Source organism: Psychrobacillus sp. FSL K6-2365 (genome assembly GCF_038003165.1).
Taxonomy (GTDB): Bacteria; Bacillota; Bacilli; order Bacillales_A; family Planococcaceae; genus Psychrobacillus; species Psychrobacillus psychrodurans.
In genome coordinates, this window is sequence record NZ_JBBOOO010000001.1 from 3,414,712 (window position 1) to 3,432,223 (window position 17,512).

Sequence of the window (17,512 nt, forward strand, 5' to 3'; positions counted from 1 at the left end):
TCCTTTTCGTTGCTGTGTTCCATTCTATCATAGGATAACAATATTCATATATTACAATTTCCCTTGACAGTTGATAACAATTCGCATAAAATAACTCTTTGTGAAAACTAACGTGGTTCGAGAACCTCCCACGGAAAAAAACTAAGGAGAAATGAATAAAATGAAAACAAAGACTATAGCAGTAACTGGTGTTATTGCCGCTCTTTATGTCGCGGTATCTCTACTAGTGGCTCCTTTTGCATTTGGTGCAGTACAGTTTCGTATTGCGGAGATGTTTAATCACTTAATCGTATTTAATAAAAAATACTTTTTTGGAATTGTATTAGGAGTATTCATCACTAATCTGTTCTCTCCAATGATGGCCTACGACCTTACATTCGGAGTAGCACATTCTATTATTACGTTATCATTAACGATTTTTGCTACTAAATATGTCAAAGGAAACTTTGCACGTTTGGCTATCAATACCATTCTGTTTACATTTACAATGTGTATTATAGCATTTGAATTAATGCTTTGGTTTGATATACCATTCTTGTATACATGGTTAACAGTTGCAGCTGGTGAATTCGTCGTTCTAGCAGTTGGTATTCCAATTATGCTTGCTTTAAATAAAAGACTAAATTTCAAAACGCTCCTCTAAATAATTTCACCCGATTCTAGAAAGCTAGAACCGGGTGTTTTTTATTCTTCTATTAATCCTTTCTCAACTAAAAAGTCATGAGCTACATCCTCTGGTTTATCACCGTCAATATCTACTCTAGCATTCATCTTTAGCATATCTTCTTCGGATATTTTACCTGCTAACTCGTTTAGCACATCCTCTAGCTCGGGAAACTTTTCTAGAGCATCCATACGCACGACTGGAGCTGCATCATACTTAGGGAAAAACCCTAAATCATCCTTTGTCGTTTGCAAATCAAATCGTTCGATACGTCCATCAGTCGTAAACGCTGGTATAACATCGACATCTCCGTTTTTCAATGCTTCATACATTACATTTGGATCTAGGCTTTGTGTTTCCGAAAAAACAAATGGATACGTGTTTATTAGATCGTCAAAACCATCTCCCTTTCTTTCATAAAATGCATGAGGTGCCCCAAATATCATACCTCCAGTTTTGGAAGCCTCCACTAAATCAGAGTAAGTTTCTGCACTGTACTCATTATCTTTTGTATAAGCTAATGTATACGTATTTTCAAAACCAAGTGGACTTAACCACGTAGCTTCAAACTGTTCCTCATAACCTTTTCTAACTTTTTCCAACACAATATCTGAGCTCTCTCCTACCTCAGATTCCTCCTTCAACACATCTTTTAAACCTGTGCCAGTATACTCCACGTATAGATCAATATCGCCTTTTTCCAAAGCAGGAGTCATAATTGCTACTTCTCCTAGCCCCTCTTTATATTCCACATTAATATCAGTTTTCTCTTTAATATATTGCCCTAAAATCTGAGGTAGTATAAATTGCTCCGTCCACGGTTTCCCACTAATTACTAATGTTTCCTCAGAATCCGAGCAAGCGCTTAAAAGCAAAACTCCTACAAGTCCCACTATCCCCATTAACTTTTTCATCCCATCATCCTCCAGTATTCATTCCTTTTGGTGTAGCCTTTTTTTCAATCCATTTTAATATCAGATCAAACAAAATTGCTAATAATGCAACGGGTAATGCTCCAGCTAAAACAAGCGAATTATTGTAAGATTGCAATCCACGGTAAATTACATCCCCTAACCCTCCTGCTCCAACAAATGTTGCCAGTGTAGCAATTCCTACAGTCAGAACTGTGGCAGTTCGAATACCTGCCATTATAAACGGTAGAGCAAGTGGAAATTCAATCTGCCAAAGAAGCTGACTCTTCGTCATACCCATTCCTCTTCCAGCCTCAATCATAGATTCATCAATATTTGAAATACCAGTATATGTATTACGTAAAATAGGTAAGAGGGCGTAAATGATTAAGGCAATCAAAGCTGTTTTAGCGCCAATCCCTATTAACGGAACTAGGAAACCGAATAGCGCCAAGCTTGGTATTGTCTGAAAGATTGCGGTGATTCCTATAACTGGCTCAGCTATTCTACGATACCTTGCAACTAATATACCTAAAGGTAATGCAATTGCAATACCGATAGCTAAAGCAACAAAGGATAAGTAAATATGCTGCATAAACGCCTCTTGTATTAAATCTGAACGACTTTGAATTGTATCTATAAAGTTACTCACTTATACCACCTCTTCCTTTGCAAGCATTGCTCGAAGAAGTATAGATTGATTTACAAAGCCTAGCACCTCGTTGCTGTGCTTTACTAGCAGTCCCTTTGCACCTTCATTTTCTAATAAAGCGATAGCTTCTTCCACTAACATAGAAGCATCGACCTCTATATAGAATGATTCCCATTCGCTATCAAAAAAAGACGCAAAGTCCTGTAGTTCCCTTTTTCCAATAGACTTTTTCCGATTGATTCTTTCTATTCCAATAAAGTTTTTCACGAAGTCATTAATAGGATTTTCTATTATCTGTGTAGGTGTAGCAACTTGCTCGATCATGCCATCTTTCATGACGACAATCATATCTGCTATTTTTAATGCCTCATCAATGTCATGCGTAACAAAGATGATTGTTTTGTTGATCTTTTCTTGCAAGTGCTTTATCTCATTTTGTAATTGTTCGCGACTTATCGGATCTAATGCACTAAATGGTTCATCCATTAATATTATATCCGGATTCGCAGCTAAGGCTCTCACGACACCTATTCGTTGTTGCTGACCCCCACTTAATTCAAGTGGGTATTTACGCAAAAACTGATCTGGTTCAAGTCCTACCATATTCATTAATTCATGAATACGTGTTATCGTTTTTTCCTTTGGCCACCCTTTTAAATTTGGAACAAGCGCAGCATTTCTTTCTATGGTCATATGTGGAAACAAACCAATTCGTTGAATAACATATCCAATTGTCTTCCTCAGTTCAACAGGATCTACACTAGAGATAGCTTTTTCCTCTACATAAATTTCACCAGAGGTAGGAGTTTCTATTCGATTGATAAGTTTTAGAAGCGTAGTTTTACCGCATCCACTTGGTCCAATGATGACCACTAATTGCTCTTTCGGAATTGTTAAAGTGACACTCTGCAAAGCTTTTGTTCCATCTGGAAACACTTTCGTAATATTTTCAAAACGAATCAACTCACTTCCCTCCTTTCTTCTACTATATTTACTTCCAACCATGTTTACCCTAAAAACATGAAGATAAAGCCATAGAATACTCTATTTTGCGAAAAAATTTTGGGTTTGTGAAAATCGACGCTTATGCTCTGCTCGTATTGTCCATAAAAGTTAGTCGTTACTTGCTCTAACCAACTGTTTACTTGCGCATGCGGGACCTTTATTTGCTCTCTTTGCTATGTTACTTGCTCTCGAAACGGATTTACTTGCTCCCATTGGTTATTTACTCGCTAAAAGGATATTTATTCCAAAAACGCTAGTTTAATTCATAGAAAAACCGCCTCCTAAAGGAAGCGGCTCACTTTGTTATTATTCTTTTATAAACTCAATTGTGCTGCGTACTGTATCAATTGGACGAACTAACCCTTCAATTTGTTCACGTTTTGGTTCTAGGAACGGAGGCAATGATAATTTTTCTCCAAGTGTTTCATATGGTTCGTCTCCCATAAATCCTGGTCCATCAGTTGCAAATTCAAATAGTATTCCGTTCGCAACTCTTGAATATAATGATTGGAAAAAGAAACGATCGACGAATCCGGAAGTTTGGAATCCGAAGCTTTCCATACGATTTGTCCATTCATCTAGCACAGCTCTATCTTCTACTCGGAATGCTGCATGGTGAACTGTTCCAAACCCTTGACGTCCTGGTGGAAGAATAATATTTTTCTCCACTATCACTTGAGCACCATTACCACCCTCTCCTACTTCAAATAAGTGAAATGCTTCCTCTTGTCCTATTTCTTTGAACAATAAAACCTTTTCAAGCACTTCTTTCATATAGTCAAATTCAGCAATTCGAATAGTAATTGGACCAAGACCAGTAATAGCATACTCTAGTGGAATCGGACCTTTTTGCCATGGTGTTCCAGCTGCAACCCCTTTATTGTTTTCGTCTGATACTAGCTGATATTGTTGCTCATCAAAATCTACAAATGACAGTACCTTTGTTCCAAACTGCTCTTGGATACCGGTATGCTTCACATCTAATCGATCAAAACGTTTTACCCAATAATCTAATGCTTCGTCAGTTGGTACACGGAAACCAGTACGATATATTTCGTTAGTGCCATGCGTCCCCTTTTGAATATTCGGGAAGTCGAAGAATGTCATATCCGTACCAGCTCCACCGACATCATCTGCAAAAAACAAATGATAAGTTTGAATATCATCTTGGTTTACTGTCTTTTTAACAAGTCGCATCCCCAATACATTAGTGAAGAATTTGTAATTTTCTTCGGCACTACTTGTAATTGCAGTAACATGGTGCAGACCTTTTAAGTGATTCATATATATTCCTCCAATATTTTATCTTTAATTTAAGTATCTTTAATTCAAAGTAATTTTACCATGAACCAAAAACCATGTCAACAATGCTATCGTTCCACTTAATAATAAAATAAAACCCCCTATTAAATTATTTTTTCAACAATAAAAAACTGCCTCATTGCTGAGACAGTTTCGAGTTTTCATCAAACTTCTATATTTGTTCCAATATTTTGTTCTTTGGCTTTTACGTATGCACCTTTAGCTACTGCCAAATCAAAATAAGCTGCTCCTACTGATTTAAACAAGGTGATTTCTTCCTCATTTTCACGACCAGTTACGTCTCTTACAACAAGCTGTCCGATTTCACCTTGCACATCATTAAATGACCACTCGCCAATTTTTTCAGCATGCATAAGTTCACCAGCTTCATCCTTCACTCCAGCTAAATCATCTACAATTATTTTGGAAGCACGTTTGATAGTTGTCACATCCATCTCCAGCATATGGGGTAAATAGGAACCTACACCGTTGATATGCGTTCCAGGCTGAAGATCCTCTCCATTAAATACCGGGTCGTTGGAACGAGTCGCGCAACAAATTATATCCGCCTGACGAACAGCAATCGATACATCTACCACTACTTCAAATGGAACCCTAACACCAAAGTTTGCTAACTTCTCTCCGAATTTCTGTGCTTTTTCGGCAGTACGATTAAATAAAATAATACGTTCTATCTCTCGAACAGCAAGGACACCTAAAGCTTGTTCGAAAGCCATAGCCCCAGTTCCAATAACTGTCAATACTTTAGCATTTTTTCTAGCCAAATATTTTGTCGCAATACCACTCAATGCGCCTGTACGTAAACGCGTTAAATAAGAGGCGTTCAACATTGCCACATGCTCCCCATTTTTAGCATCCGATAATAATACAACCCCTTGAGTTGTTGATTTACCATTGGATGGATTGTTTGGAAAAATCGTTACTACCTTCACTGCTGTTACTTCCTCCACCAAATCAGCACTTGGCATATACAGTGCAGATGCTTCATGCTGTGGAAATTCGAGAACTGTTCGATGTGGGTTTGAAATTTTCTCTGCTACTTTTGCCTTTAACACTTCTTCCACATCTTGTAGAGCTTCTTTCATACTATATGTGCTCATAATTTGTTTTTCATTCACTACTAACATTATGTACTCCTCCAATGATGAAAAACTCACCCTCGAATACAAAGATGAGTTATGTAATTTAGTCTTTTCTCATTTCTTTGACGTCATTTAGTTGAATATCTTTAGCATCTACAAGTCTCTTAGAATATAAATTAAAGTGACACTTCAATTTTCACCTTATACTTATTTTAACATTTTTAAATTTTCTGTCAATATACTAAAGGAAATTAAAATTGAATGAATAAACTGAATTGTTGTATGATGAATATATACATAAAAGCTAAGGAGAATGATAGATGACTTCTCATTCAATTGGAAATATTTTAAAAGCAATAAGAAAAGAACGTAAGCTAACCTTAAAAGAGCTTGCAGAACAAACCAGTGTTTCTATAAGCTTCCTATCGCAAGTAGAACGTGGGAAATCGAGTGTTACACTTGAATCACTAAAAAAAATTGCAGATGCATTAAATGTGAACCCAACGATGTTTTTCCCAGAAAATATGAACACAAAGGAGCTAGATAAAAGGAGACAGCAGTTCTATTATAAGGATTTATCATGCGGTCAGTGGGAAGCATCATATGCACCTATTTTAGTAACGCTTCAACCAGGCGAAAACGAGGGAAATGCATTATCCCATGGTGGACACGAGTTTATATTTGTCTTAGAGGGAACACTGACCGTTGTTATAGAAGAGGAAAAACAAGAATTACAGGAACAGCAATCCATTATGTTCAATGCAAAAAAATCTCATTACTGGTATAACTATTCAGATAAGACGATACGTTTTCTTGTAATATCGTCTAAAAGGTAGACAATTTAGAATATGATTGAGCTCTACTAACTTTTAATATATCTTAATGCAATTCCATGTACTAGTTAAGTGGATTTATCATTTCTGTGTTGCTTTTACCAACTTGATTTGTAGTAAAATTCTTTGCATAAGTTTCAGTATTGTGTAGTTTCGATGATAATTTTATTTAGAATATTGTCCAGTATTGGATTTTTTTCCTCAGATATCCCTTTTTCATTGTTTATTGAAATGAAAAGTAGAGAATTAATACAATTCTCTTTTTCTAGTTTTCTACCTAATCTTCCTTCCAATATGCCACTCAGAGTATTATATTTATCAATTGCAATCAGTAATTTCACTAGGTATTTTATTCCTCTCTAAATTCTAGAAATCAGGTTCTCAGAAAGTTCAAAGTTCAAAGTTCAAAGTTCAACGAAAACGTATTACCTCTCGATTTACCAATATTTTTTATCGGATTAGAAAAAAAGAGTCGCTTACGCGCGACTCTCTTTTGCTACAACTTTTCTGTTTATATCTTCTTGTTGACGACCTCGGTCCTTGACAGCCCAAATTGCTACAAGAGAAATAAGTGCAGTAAAGATAATATAAATTGCCACTGGGACATAGGAATTATCGAATTTTGCTAGTAATGCAGTTGCAACAAGTGGTGCTGTACCGCCCGCTACCGCAGCACCGATTTGATAACCTAATGTAACGCCTGTATATCGAACTTTTGCATCGAAAATTTCAGAGAACATAGTTCCAAGTACTGCTGTAATTGGTGCCCAGATGATTCCCAGTCCAATAACTGTTGCGATAATTAACATTGCCACTGAACCTTGGTGTATTAACCAGAAATACGGAAATGCGTAAACGATCATACCTATTGATCCAGTAATATACAATTTCTTACGACCAACTTTATCTGACAAACTCCCCATAATAGGAATTAAAATTGTTGTAACTACAGTAGCAATCATAACTGCAGCTAACGTAGAAGATCGTGAGAATCCTAAATTGGTTGTAGCATACGATACTACAAACGTACCAAAAATATAAAACGGTGCTGTTTCAACCACTTTTGCACCAATGGTAATTAATACTTCACGCCAGTAGTATCTTAGAGTTTCCACAATTGGTAACTTCGGAATTTCACCAGATTCTTTTACCTTTTTAAATTCAGGCGTTTCATCAATACCTTTACGGATCCATAAACCAAATATAACTAATAGTGCACTTAAAATAAATGGCACACGCCAGCCCCATGTCATAAATGAGTTTTCAGGTAGTAAAGTCATGATCCATAATGCAAGAGTACCCATCATCATCCCAATAGTTACGCCCATTTGAGGAATACTACCAAAAAACCCTCTTTTTTCGGCTGGCGCATACTCTGTAGCTAAAAGTAGCGCACCTCCCCACTCGCCGCCAATCCCTAATCCTTGGATTAAACGTAGCGTAATCAGTAAGATTGGTGCTGCTACACCAATTGCTTCATACGTTGGTAATAACCCCATTGCGAAAGTAGCAACTCCCATTAAGGTTAAAGTAATGACAAGTGTTTTTTTGCGCCCAATACGGTCACCAATGTGACTAAAAATTATCCCTCCGAATGGGCGGATGAAAAAGGATAGAGCAAATGATGCATATGCTAATAAAAGTCCCACTGTCGGATCCTCATTGACAAAGAACAGTTGGTTAAATACGAGAGCCGCCATAGTTCCATACAGAAAATAGTCAAACCACTCGATAGAACTACCTACTAAACTTGCAATTAAGATACGGTTTGTTTGTTTTTTATCCATTATAAACCTCCCCTTTTATAATTTTGAAGTGACACTTTAATTTATCACTAAAGTTATTTTAAAACGTTATAAATTTTCTGTCAATAAGTTTTCTAAATAATATAAAAATTCAGCATTCCTTTTGTTATAAATAAAAAGGCGTCATCCTCATACTTAATACCCTAAATACTAAAAAGAGTAGTATTTAGGATGGTTTATACTCTTTAGTTAAGGGATAAAGCACTTAAAAATGATTCAATAAACATTTTATTCATGGAGAATTGTACGTTCGGTTCTATGAAATTACTTCTCCAGAGTTAAAAATTTAAAGATTCCTGTTATCAAACAAACCATACTTAAAAGCCCAAGTAATTCTAGCAACCTCTATTTGAAATTAATTTCTTCAGATACCATTACGTGTTCAAAAATCATAGGATTTGTTAAGTAGTATTGTTGCTTATCAAGTATAAATATGGGAAGATCCGATTGTATAAAGCTAAGCATTTTATGGTGAGTTCAATAAAGGAAGTCTTACTTTCAATATGATTAATATTGTGTGGTTAGACGACTTTTAACTCTTTCGACCATTTCATGTTCTTCATCATGCATCCCGTCATAAAAGTCTTGAGTGTTCTCAATAAAATCATTAAAATCCATAGTAATAAAACGAGTTGCTTGCAGTACCTGACGTAAATCAGCAACATCTTCTTCTAACAATGAATGGGTGTACAAATAATTATATAAATAATCATGTATATCATTCATTCGATTTCTCCATTCTTGATGTACCATATTCCCACTAAAAGTCAGACCCGTAATGTATTGTAACTGAACGGAAAGTTCGCTTAAATATTCTTCGTCTTCACTTGTTAAGGGTTTACTAAAGTCCCATTCGAGAAGCTCATCGACCGTATCCCTCAGTAAATAATTTGCGTAAAAGTATTGTTGACTCATTTGTTTTTCCAATTGGTTTACTTGTTCTTTTGCCGGGTTTACGAACCAAATAAATCCATACAAAGCTAGTACAACTAAGCCCCCTCCAAAATATTTCAACTTTACCATCCCATCAACCTCCAAAATCATAGTTTAATAAGAAAAAGAGATTCCTATTTCCACAAAACTGTTGCGTTAGTTTAATAAGAGAAAAAAGCTTTACTTCTTCATTGAAGTAAAGCACATGCTAGTTAAATAATGGATAGACTTCACGTAAATAATTGGATATATCTTTTTCTTGTATACTTGCTATTTCTTTAAATGTTACTCCCTCTCCTAATATGTATTGCACGATTTCCCAACCTACAAAGTATGCTTCTCTTTCCCTGTTTGTTGTTCCACTCCCAAACGTAAACATTGTTACTATTTCAGAAGAAGAATCTTCTACGAATGGTAGTATCCCATAAATAATATCTGATTTATTTTCATAGCATGACTTTAGCCATCCTAAAATTGATGTTGTTAAATTGACTGTTAAATATGATGGGAAAGCAGAGTCATTTAATTTATACAAACAATAAAAATTAAATGTATGATCAACAGATGCTGTAAAGAATATCTCAAACCATTCATAGAAGTACCAATTCTAATTAAACTTCTAAATAATATAAAAAAGAGAAGTAACTTAATTTACTTCTCTGCTTTACAGGTTATTAACCTACTAATTTTTGATATTCAGGATTCTTGTCAAACTCAGCTTTTGCAAAAGGACATAGTGGAGTTACATATAATTTTTCTTTTTTTGCATATTCAACAGCAGCTTTTACTAATTGTTGTCCTACATTTTTTCCTCTTAAATGTTCTGCCACATGGGTATGATCTAATATAATTCTAGTTTCCCCTGCACGAACAAAATGGACTTCTGCTTCACTATTTTTCTCATCGCCAATATAAAATGACTGACTACCTTGTTTTATTTCCAGCAAGCTTATTCCCTCCTCACATTTCGTATTTTAATGCACCGCTTGGACATCTATTAATAACTTCAGCCACTTTTTTAGCATCTACATTTTCAAGTGAAATCCAAGGCCTAGCTTTTACATTGAAAACTTCTGGTAATCCTTTAACACATTCAGCAGCGTGTTTACAAATATCTCCATCGAAATAGACTGTAATTTCTTCCCCTTTATACTCCCGGTAGCTCATTTTATAACACCTCATTTTTTCTATATTTTATAGTAAACTACAAATCAAATCAATTTGAGATTGCAAGAAAATTCTATCAAGTTGTTAACTTAGCATAGATAACAAAAAATATAACTAGTTCTCCCATAATTAAAATAGTAGGTACTGTAAAGATTAGATTAATAATGAGAAAACCGAATAAAATACCTAAAAATAAACCTAAATGATAAACTTTTAGTCTTTGTTCCTTATGCCTATATTGATGAAAAACAAATGAAGTTGATAAGAAGTAGAGTAATACTGATCCAAAAACAAAAAATAAAATAAAATAATAATTAACCTCATGTAAAAACAATAATCTTATCGACGCTGCGATCATGCTCAAGGACATTAAAATGAATAGATGACCATAAATAATCATTTGACCCGCTGTTTTTTTAGATTTATCGACTTTCTTCTCCAAATTATCGAAGTATTGCCACCACATTGATATGATCAAAATAAATGAAACAAGAGTAAATAATATAGAATTCCAATCTCCTTGTTTCGGTTGGATTCCAGAAAGCGTACTAACTAGTGTTTCACCGAACAAAATGATAGTAAATAAACCAAATCGTTCTAATAAATGAGCTGTATTTGTAGGCACCTTCACTAATCGCTTCCGTCCAATAATTGGGATTAAAATATCCACAAAAATACCTGTATACAATATAAGATATCTAATCCATGAGTCAAAAAAGACGGAGCACAATGAAATTATAATGCCAACCCAAAAGTATTTTCCAAAAAAGAGTGCAGCTTTCTTTCGAGTCCCTACTTCTGACCGTTGTACGACAAGATATTGAATTGCAATTAATGACCTAAGCCCAATGTAACCTATTAAAAAAGATTTATAATACGAATCGAAATCTACCGACAAACTCGCAATCATTACTAGCGCAAAGAACATTTGAAGAATTAAAAATATACGGTGATGAAATAAATCTTCCCCAAAACGATTGATAAACATCGTCTGTCCTACCCAAGCCCACCAGATGGGAATAAAAATCAATACAAATTTTAATAAATAGTCTGAATGGATATACCCATTTTCAACATGAAGCAAAACATGAGTTGCAGTAGCAATGGCAGCTACAATTAGCAAATCATAAAATAACTCTAGCCAACTAACCTTTTTTTCTTCCATCTTATGTACCAAATCCTATCTTAATAGATTATTAGATTTTATTTCACTTTTAAAAAGGATATTTATATTCTCGAAAAACCTCCTATTAGATGAATAAGCTTCTTATCTTTTATTACACAATATAGTTGAACGCCAGTATCACATTCCGGATGTATCCTCTCTCTCCTCCTTCTGTATTTACCTATCATTATTTGATAAAGTTTAGTAGAATCGAATATTGTCGTATTCTTATAGGAGGTATAACTTTGGAAAATTTCTATGTATATATTTTTATTATACTCGTGGCATCCATTTTACAAACAAGTACTGGATTTGGATTTTCGATTTTAGCCACACCGTTTTTATTGATGATATTTAACCCTCATGAAGCTATCCAAATAAATATTATCCTTTCATTAATTATCTCTTGTGCTTTAATAATGAAAATTAAGAAGGATATAGATAAACATTTATTGAAAAAGTTGGTTTTAGGAAGCATTATTGGTATTCCATTTGGTGGGTTAATTTATATATCTATTGATATTAGTACTTTTAAAATAGTCATTAGTATCATTTTATTGATCTTAACTTTGTTGCTAATTTTAAATATTAGTTTTAAATCAACTACAGTAAGAGATTATATTATTGGTGGATTATCTGGTCTCTTAACAATAAGTATTGGTATGCCGGGACCACCATTATTGATATATTTTGCTGGAACAAAATCAGTAAAAGAAAGAACAAGAGCCACAACACTAGCATTCTATTTATTTATATATTTCATTAGTCTAATTTCTCAGATGTTTTTAGCTGGAACAGATATGATTATTTGGCGCTCAAGCTTATATGCTATTCCTGTTGTATTTATAGGATTGATAATAGGACAAGTTCTATTTAAACATCTCAATCAAAAAGCATTTAGGATTTTCACGTATATCCTCTTAGGGTGTACTGGGATTTTCTTATTATTAGATAGTATCTTATATCGTTGACATAACGGAAATTGGAGTTCTAAATCAGTACATTATTGCATGAACTAATTCTATTTTTCATTAACAAGTATTCACAAATTATAATCTGTTCCACGTATCTCCTTACTGTCTGGGCATTTCTAATAATACCTAAAGAGAGTTGTGCCCACGGGATTAAAGGTTGCTATAATGCCTAGTACAATAAGTATGGCCGTAATTATTAAAACAGCATATAAAGTTACTTTTACTTTTATGGGCATATAGCTCACTCCTTCCTCTTTTAATTATGGCTGTTTTCTTAAATATATATATGGTTTTACCCTTTCAGGCAGCCACATGTTTAACTAATGCACGCCGTTAGTTGAACAAAGTACTCTTTATACGGTTTTTAGAGCAAGCTTGACCGAAGTATTTATTTGCTCTTTAAACACACCATTGTTATCAATAGTTAATAATTCATCTTTTAAATGTTCCTCGAATAAATCAACTTTTTCTCCTAGAAATCGTTTAGCACCAAAAGAAGTAGAATAGTGATTTCCGATTATAGAGTCCAATGTCCATATCTGCTCATATGAAGGTAGTTGATGAATTTCTAGTTCGAACTTTGATCTTGATATAATTTCCTCATGGCTAACTGTTGGATGACTGTATGTAATATTACCTGCTCTTCTTTCATTCCCATACCACTGTTTTACAACCTCTTGAACTGTCTGTTGCCAAGGTAGAAGTACTTCATTAGGAGAGTAATTATCTATAATAGCTATCCCCCCACCATCAACTATCATTTCGTATAAACTATCAAGAACCCGTGGCCTATCCATCCAGTGAAATGCCTTTGCAATAGTTACAAGTCTGAAGGTCATGTTATTATTACGTTTATACTCTTCCACATCACCAATTAACCACTCTGTATTTTTACCTCTAATTTCCTTACTGATTCTTTCAGCCTCCTGAATCATCTCAGGCTCACTATCCAACCCTACTACTTGTTCAAACCAATCAGAGAACCTTAGTGATAATCGCCCATCGCCACAACCTAAATCTAGCATGTTGCCATTCCCATCTAGAGAAAACTTAAATCTTAAATATCTAATTAAAGCTGAAGAATATAATGGTCTATATCGTGAATAATACCAAGCTGTACCTTTAAATAAATTATCCCCATAATCTTTCATTGAAAAATCCCCCTCAATTAAGCTCTCCAAGTCTTCTAGCTTCATAGTAAATTGCTCCTAACATTCTTACGTCTACTCTAAAAGCAGTATCTTTAGCCATAAAGGTAGCCAATTGTTCAACTAAACACCCCCTAGCGATAAACATTAAGAGTATCGATAAAACAAAAGAGATTTAAGGAGATACAAAAAAGATATCACTTCAGCCTATTAAAAATGCGACTATAATCACGTGGAAAAGTTGTTTTTTTCGTCAATACTTCTGTTTTTTCATTTACCATTAATGTCTTTCTATTTTGTTTCTTTTCCGGAACTTTTATCGAGTCTTTGGTTGCTATTCCTTCTGCTAACTTATTAAAACAATATATCAATAGCATAAATACAAAAATAGGAGGAATAATCATCCAATATTGCTTCGTCATAAATACTTCCCTTGAAATAGAAATCATTCCTGATAGTTCATATATTTCGGGAACTAAACGCCAAGGAGAGTCTGGATAACGTCTTGCACCCCCAACAAAAATAGATAATATACCTAAATGGACAAACATTTGTAGAACTTGAACCATATGTTGTGTCCAATACAATAAAAGCTTATTCCATAATTGGGGGTTCAAATGTTTGATAATAATCCAAATGAGAGAGCCCCCCATAACCACCGAGCTTTGTACATACTCCTTTTTCAGTGCATCATTCATTTCATTTCCAATGAGGCTAGTTGTTACCGGTAATACAATAACGGACATGATCATTATTTGAATAAATAATCTTTCCCCAAGAGTTGTATCCCAGGTTCCCGTAGAAGTGGTCAAGACTGGTGCAAGCAAAATAAACACTAGTAATGTCAGAGGTAAAAAGTGCATACCATCAGCTATAGAGTTGATAATTTTTCTGCCTTTTCCGTTTAAAAAGAAAACATATATAACCCCAAAGACATATCCAACTACTACACGAATGGTCGCAATAATCAATGTTAAGAGAATTGTATACTTAATACCAACTAATAGCTGTTGGAGTATAGAATAGCCATATGTGTCTGTACCGAATATCATGTTTGAAGAAGGTGGGTGTGGAGCTCTACTCACAATTTTTCCTGTTTCATTATAGACAAAATTAACCTGTTCAATATGATCATCATATATAAAGAAATATCCAAGGCTTATTGTTAACAAGGTTAATAAAATGAACAGTGGAGTCTTATAGATAAAATTATTAAAAGGATTGAGTTTTACCTTAAAACTCTTTTTATATTTCACAAGGTAGATAGATTTCCATTGTTTTTTGTCTAATAAAGGCACCTGCATTTTCTCAAAAAGTGCATTTCGCTCCATTTCCTTCTTATTTACTATTCTTTCTCCTATTTGATAAAAAATATAAAATGGAGTGAAAATGGAAATTAATATAAAGGTTATACCCTTTGGACTAAAATCATTGAGTAAATAGTAGAGAATTCCTTGAATACCAAAAAGATGTTCAATAATTAATAATGAAGATAAAGTAAGCCAAACGATTGATTTTGATTGATGATAGATACTTTTTAAGACATTTGACGTACAATGTCTTATCAAAATTTCCATTTTCGATAACCCTTTAGATTTTGCCAGCGCTACATAAGACTGCTCTATCTCTTCCGCGAACAGTGCTACGAAAAGTTTGTAAAATAGTATAGTCGGCACAATAGATAAGCAGAGAATAGGTGCAACGTAAACTACCTCTCCACCTAAACTATAAAAAGATACAAAACGGTAGCCAGTAATTAAATAAACCTGTACCACAGCAATTTGAAAAATAAATATGTAAGAGAAATCAGGAATGGCTATTAAAAGTTCAGAAAAATGTGACATAACTCTTTTAAATGGTCCTTTGCTAATTGTCGTCATTACAGCAAAAAAGAACGATACGAATAGAGACAATAATAAAGCAAGAACTAATATTGCCATAGAGTATAGATATGGCCCATTAAAGTAACTACTTAAAGAAAACGGAATCATTTCCATTGTTGTTATCTCTAAGTAACTGAGATGCCATTCAGCAGGGGTTATCAAAGCCTTACATACACTACCAAACTCTTTAAAAAACAATTTAAAATTGAGAAGATTTCCTAGAGTAAAGAGAATTGGTGCACAACTCAATAAAATAATCCCAACGACACCCAGTATATACTTTTGTATGGACAGACTTAAAATTTTCATAATTCCCCCTTAAATCATTGATTAAATTTCTCTGTATTGTTTTAATACGCTAGATTTATAGGGAAGTTTCAAGTTAAATTGAATATTCTGTACTTTAATTTATTTTGAACTGTTTGAAGATACTAGTCATACAGATAATTTTGTTTGAAACTTGAAATTGTATGTAGGTTCTTTTTGGTAGGAACTATAATTGCTAAATGAAGCTTGCCTACAGCTGCATATTAAATTTACTGCTGTCTTAAGGCTTGTTGATCATTAACACAGCGAGGGGTACCAAAACTGCTGCTTAGCTAAATTCTCATTTAATTAATATTATTTTATGATGAATAAATCTTGATGTTCTTTTAACAATTTTGAAAGAAATAATAATTGAGGAAAAGGTATTAAAAATAAATCTCTATTTATATTTTCTTTTAATATCGCTTTTCCATTTTGTTTAATAAAATCATTTAAAGTAATTTTATTATTACAGATAAGATGAACATCTTCTTGAGTTAATAGAAGAAGTCCATTTGTTTCGGAAGAAGGATTTGGTTCATCTTCAGAGTAGGAAAGATACATTATGGATAAAGATTCCTGCTCATTTCCTTTAATTAAAATTGGAGCTGTTTCCTCGCCTAAACGTAATATGGAGGACTTATTTCCCCACTCACTTATATGATAAGTTATTGGAGAATTTATTGGAGTTATTTTCATTGAAGCCTCTTCAAAAACTTCTCGCTTAGCTGTCTCTAATGCGGTTTCTTCAAATTCTTTATGCCCACCAAGTCTAACTACTCCAAGGTTATCTGATTCTTCTGTTGGCCCAACCTGAAAAATGAACAACCCCCTGTATAAAACGTACGCACCCGACGTTTTTACATTTTGATTAATATTAATGTCATTCGCTCCCCTAAAATAATTTAAAGTTGAATAATTGATAAGAATCCTAATCCTCAATGTTTGTATTCTATTCTCATTTTTTAATTCCTCTTTCACTAACCTGCCGTGATATTAGATAACTTATTATATTTAAAAGTCAATCCTTGCCTTTAACATAGCATTTAATAAGATCAGCTTGTTTCCTAAGATTTTATTTTTCTAATCTTAATATCCGAGCAATGTATAAGTATTTTTGTCTGTGAAAATAAAAAAATCTCATGTTGTAATTTTTTCTTACTCAACAGTAAAATTTCATCGTAACCCCAATCATCAAGTCCCTTTTTACCGCCGAAAACAATTTTATTTGGCTTATTACCGTAAACATTTCGTGTAATATCAAAATCCATTAGAAATTTGCGGACGTTTAACCAGTGTATTTCATATATCCCCGCGCCCTCTTCATATTGATCAATAACCATTTTAATTGCGGTCGGGTCCTTTGTTTTCGCATTTTCTTGATTCAATACAGTAAGAGAAACAACCTTTCCATCATGAAATGAATGGTTTTTCAAAAAATTTGATGTCTCTTTATTAAATCTTGGTAATAGTTTCTTTAATTCCTCTACATAGCCCATTACATCCCAATGGTCATCATCTACAAAAAATTTCATTCAAAAAACCTCCCTCAAACAACCCAATCTATGTATCGATGCAAGTTAATAAAACACTCTTGAACTAAACTACCCGGTTAGTTCAACAAGAAAAGCTATTCGTACAATGTCGCCACTTGTTCAACG

At 33.9% G+C, this 17,512-nt stretch carries 18 protein-coding genes and 1 riboswitch; of the genes, 3 read left to right on the top strand and 15 right to left on the bottom strand.

The window, feature by feature from the left end:
* The first annotated feature begins 106 nt into the window (after nt 1-106).
* Nucleotides 107-151, top strand: a riboswitch (PreQ1 riboswitch).
* 9 nt (nt 152-160) lie between these two features.
* Nucleotides 161-643 (top strand): QueT transporter family protein, encoded by a 483-nt coding sequence (locus MKY29_RS17220; RefSeq protein WP_093495115.1) that lies wholly within the window; start codon nt 161-163, stop codon nt 641-643.
* 41 nt (nt 644-684) lie between these two features.
* Here the strand turns inward: MKY29_RS17220 and MKY29_RS17225 are convergent, their stop codons facing one another.
* The 5 genes from MKY29_RS17225 to MKY29_RS17245 all read right to left on the bottom strand — a co-directional run bounded on the left by MKY29_RS17225 (nt 685) and on the right by MKY29_RS17245 (nt 5,682).
* Nucleotides 685-1,578 (bottom strand): glycine betaine ABC transporter substrate-binding protein, encoded by an 894-nt coding sequence (locus MKY29_RS17225; protein WP_093495116.1) that lies wholly within the window; start codon nt 1,576-1,578, stop codon nt 685-687.
* A 4-nt stretch (nt 1,579-1,582) separates the two neighbouring features.
* A complete protein-coding gene (locus MKY29_RS17230; RefSeq protein WP_269915755.1) occupies nt 1,583-2,227 on the bottom strand; it encodes an ABC transporter permease in 645 nt (214 codons plus the stop codon).
* On the bottom strand, nt 2,228-3,190 hold the full coding sequence (locus tag MKY29_RS17235; protein ID WP_093495117.1) for an ABC transporter ATP-binding protein: 963 nt from the start codon (nt 3,188-3,190) through the stop codon (nt 2,228-2,230).
* Nucleotides 3,191-3,538: 348 nt separating this feature from the next.
* Nucleotides 3,539-4,516, bottom strand: coding sequence for a ring-cleaving dioxygenase (locus MKY29_RS17240; protein ID WP_093495118.1), 978 nt, complete (start codon nt 4,514-4,516; stop codon nt 3,539-3,541).
* Nucleotides 4,517-4,698: 182 nt separating this feature from the next.
* Entirely contained in the window at nt 4,699-5,682 is a 984-nt protein-coding gene (locus MKY29_RS17245) for an ornithine cyclodeaminase family protein (RefSeq protein ID WP_093495119.1), read from the bottom strand.
* 275 nt (nt 5,683-5,957) lie between these two features.
* Between MKY29_RS17245 and MKY29_RS17250 the strand changes: the two genes are divergently transcribed.
* On the top strand, nt 5,958-6,473 hold the full coding sequence (locus tag MKY29_RS17250; RefSeq protein WP_093495120.1) for a helix-turn-helix domain-containing protein: 516 nt from the start codon (nt 5,958-5,960) through the stop codon (nt 6,471-6,473).
* 473 nt (nt 6,474-6,946) lie between these two features.
* Here the strand turns inward: MKY29_RS17250 and MKY29_RS17255 are convergent, their stop codons facing one another.
* From MKY29_RS17255 to MKY29_RS17280, 6 genes are all read right to left on the bottom strand, one after another.
* Nucleotides 6,947-8,257 carry an MFS transporter gene (locus MKY29_RS17255; protein WP_093495122.1) on the bottom strand — a complete coding sequence of 437 codons (1,311 nt, stop codon included), beginning with the start codon at nt 8,255-8,257 and terminating at the stop codon, nt 6,947-6,949.
* 525 nt (nt 8,258-8,782) lie between these two features.
* Nucleotides 8,783-9,298: a hypothetical protein gene (locus MKY29_RS17260; RefSeq protein ID WP_093495123.1), complete on the bottom strand. Its 516-nt coding sequence runs from the start codon at nt 9,296-9,298 to the stop codon at nt 8,783-8,785.
* Nucleotides 9,299-9,416: 118 nt separating this feature from the next.
* Nucleotides 9,417-9,743, bottom strand: a complete 327-nt coding sequence (locus MKY29_RS17265) for a hypothetical protein (protein ID WP_093495124.1) — start codon at nt 9,741-9,743, stop codon at nt 9,417-9,419.
* 139 nt (nt 9,744-9,882) lie between these two features.
* Entirely contained in the window at nt 9,883-10,155 is a 273-nt protein-coding gene (locus MKY29_RS17270) for a GNAT family N-acetyltransferase (protein WP_241598444.1), read from the bottom strand.
* Between the two features lie 13 nt (nt 10,156-10,168).
* Nucleotides 10,169-10,375, bottom strand: a complete 207-nt coding sequence (locus MKY29_RS17275; RefSeq protein ID WP_241598440.1) for a (4Fe-4S)-binding protein — start codon at nt 10,373-10,375, stop codon at nt 10,169-10,171.
* Nucleotides 10,376-10,451: 76 nt separating this feature from the next.
* On the bottom strand, nt 10,452-11,540 hold the full coding sequence (locus tag MKY29_RS17280; RefSeq protein ID WP_093495126.1) for a low temperature requirement protein A: 1,089 nt from the start codon (nt 11,538-11,540) through the stop codon (nt 10,452-10,454).
* 245 nt (nt 11,541-11,785) lie between these two features.
* Here MKY29_RS17280 and MKY29_RS17285 point away from each other — a divergent pair, with 245 nt between their 5' ends.
* Nucleotides 11,786-12,511, top strand: coding sequence for a sulfite exporter TauE/SafE family protein (locus tag MKY29_RS17285; protein WP_093495127.1), 726 nt, complete (start codon nt 11,786-11,788; stop codon nt 12,509-12,511).
* A 356-nt stretch (nt 12,512-12,867) separates the two neighbouring features.
* Here the strand turns inward: MKY29_RS17285 and MKY29_RS17290 are convergent, their stop codons facing one another.
* The 4 genes from MKY29_RS17290 to MKY29_RS17305 form a co-directional block, all read right to left on the bottom strand.
* Entirely contained in the window at nt 12,868-13,665 is a 798-nt protein-coding gene (locus MKY29_RS17290; protein ID WP_093495128.1) for a class I SAM-dependent methyltransferase, read from the bottom strand.
* A gap of 194 nt (nt 13,666-13,859) precedes the next feature.
* Nucleotides 13,860-15,854 carry a hypothetical protein gene (locus tag MKY29_RS17295; protein WP_340880371.1) on the bottom strand — a complete coding sequence of 665 codons (1,995 nt, stop codon included), beginning with the start codon at nt 15,852-15,854 and terminating at the stop codon, nt 13,860-13,862.
* 312 nt (nt 15,855-16,166) lie between these two features.
* On the bottom strand, nt 16,167-16,733 hold the full coding sequence (locus MKY29_RS17300; RefSeq protein WP_093495239.1) for a DNA mismatch repair protein MutT: 567 nt from the start codon (nt 16,731-16,733) through the stop codon (nt 16,167-16,169).
* A 185-nt stretch (nt 16,734-16,918) separates the two neighbouring features.
* Entirely contained in the window at nt 16,919-17,386 is a 468-nt protein-coding gene (locus MKY29_RS17305; protein ID WP_093495129.1) for a hypothetical protein, read from the bottom strand.
* Nucleotides 17,387-17,512 lie beyond the last annotated feature (126 nt).

What these genes read in the sequence shown, in the direction of transcription:
- MKY29_RS17260 (WP_093495123.1), bottom strand. Translation starts at nt 9,298, where the DNA reads ATGGTAAAGTTGAAATATTTTGGAGGGGGCTTAGTTGTACTAGCTTTG.
- MKY29_RS17255 (WP_093495122.1), bottom strand. Translation starts at nt 8,257, where the DNA reads ATGGATAAAAAACAAACAAACCGTATCTTAATTGCAAGTTTAGTAGGT.
- MKY29_RS17275 (WP_241598440.1), bottom strand. Translation starts at nt 10,375, where the DNA reads ATGAGCTACCGGGAGTATAAAGGGGAAGAAATTACAGTCTATTTCGAT.
- MKY29_RS17240 (WP_093495118.1), bottom strand. Translation starts at nt 4,516, where the DNA reads ATGAATCACTTAAAAGGTCTGCACCATGTTACTGCAATTACAAGTAGT.
- MKY29_RS17225 (WP_093495116.1), bottom strand. Translation starts at nt 1,578, where the DNA reads ATGAAAAAGTTAATGGGGATAGTGGGACTTGTAGGAGTTTTGCTTTTA.
- MKY29_RS17295 (WP_340880371.1), bottom strand. Translation starts at nt 15,854, where the DNA reads ATGAAAATTTTAAGTCTGTCCATACAAAAGTATATACTGGGTGTCGTT.
- MKY29_RS17305 (WP_093495129.1), bottom strand. Translation starts at nt 17,386, where the DNA reads ATGAAATTTTTTGTAGATGATGACCATTGGGATGTAATGGGCTATGTA.
- MKY29_RS17280 (WP_093495126.1), bottom strand. Translation starts at nt 11,540, where the DNA reads ATGGAAGAAAAAAAGGTTAGTTGGCTAGAGTTATTTTATGATTTGCTA.
- MKY29_RS17220 (WP_093495115.1), top strand. Translation starts at nt 161, where the DNA reads ATGAAAACAAAGACTATAGCAGTAACTGGTGTTATTGCCGCTCTTTAT.
- MKY29_RS17290 (WP_093495128.1), bottom strand. Translation starts at nt 13,665, where the DNA reads ATGAAAGATTATGGGGATAATTTATTTAAAGGTACAGCTTGGTATTAT.
- MKY29_RS17250 (WP_093495120.1), top strand. Translation starts at nt 5,958, where the DNA reads ATGACTTCTCATTCAATTGGAAATATTTTAAAAGCAATAAGAAAAGAA.
- MKY29_RS17245 (WP_093495119.1), bottom strand. Translation starts at nt 5,682, where the DNA reads ATGTTAGTAGTGAATGAAAAACAAATTATGAGCACATATAGTATGAAA.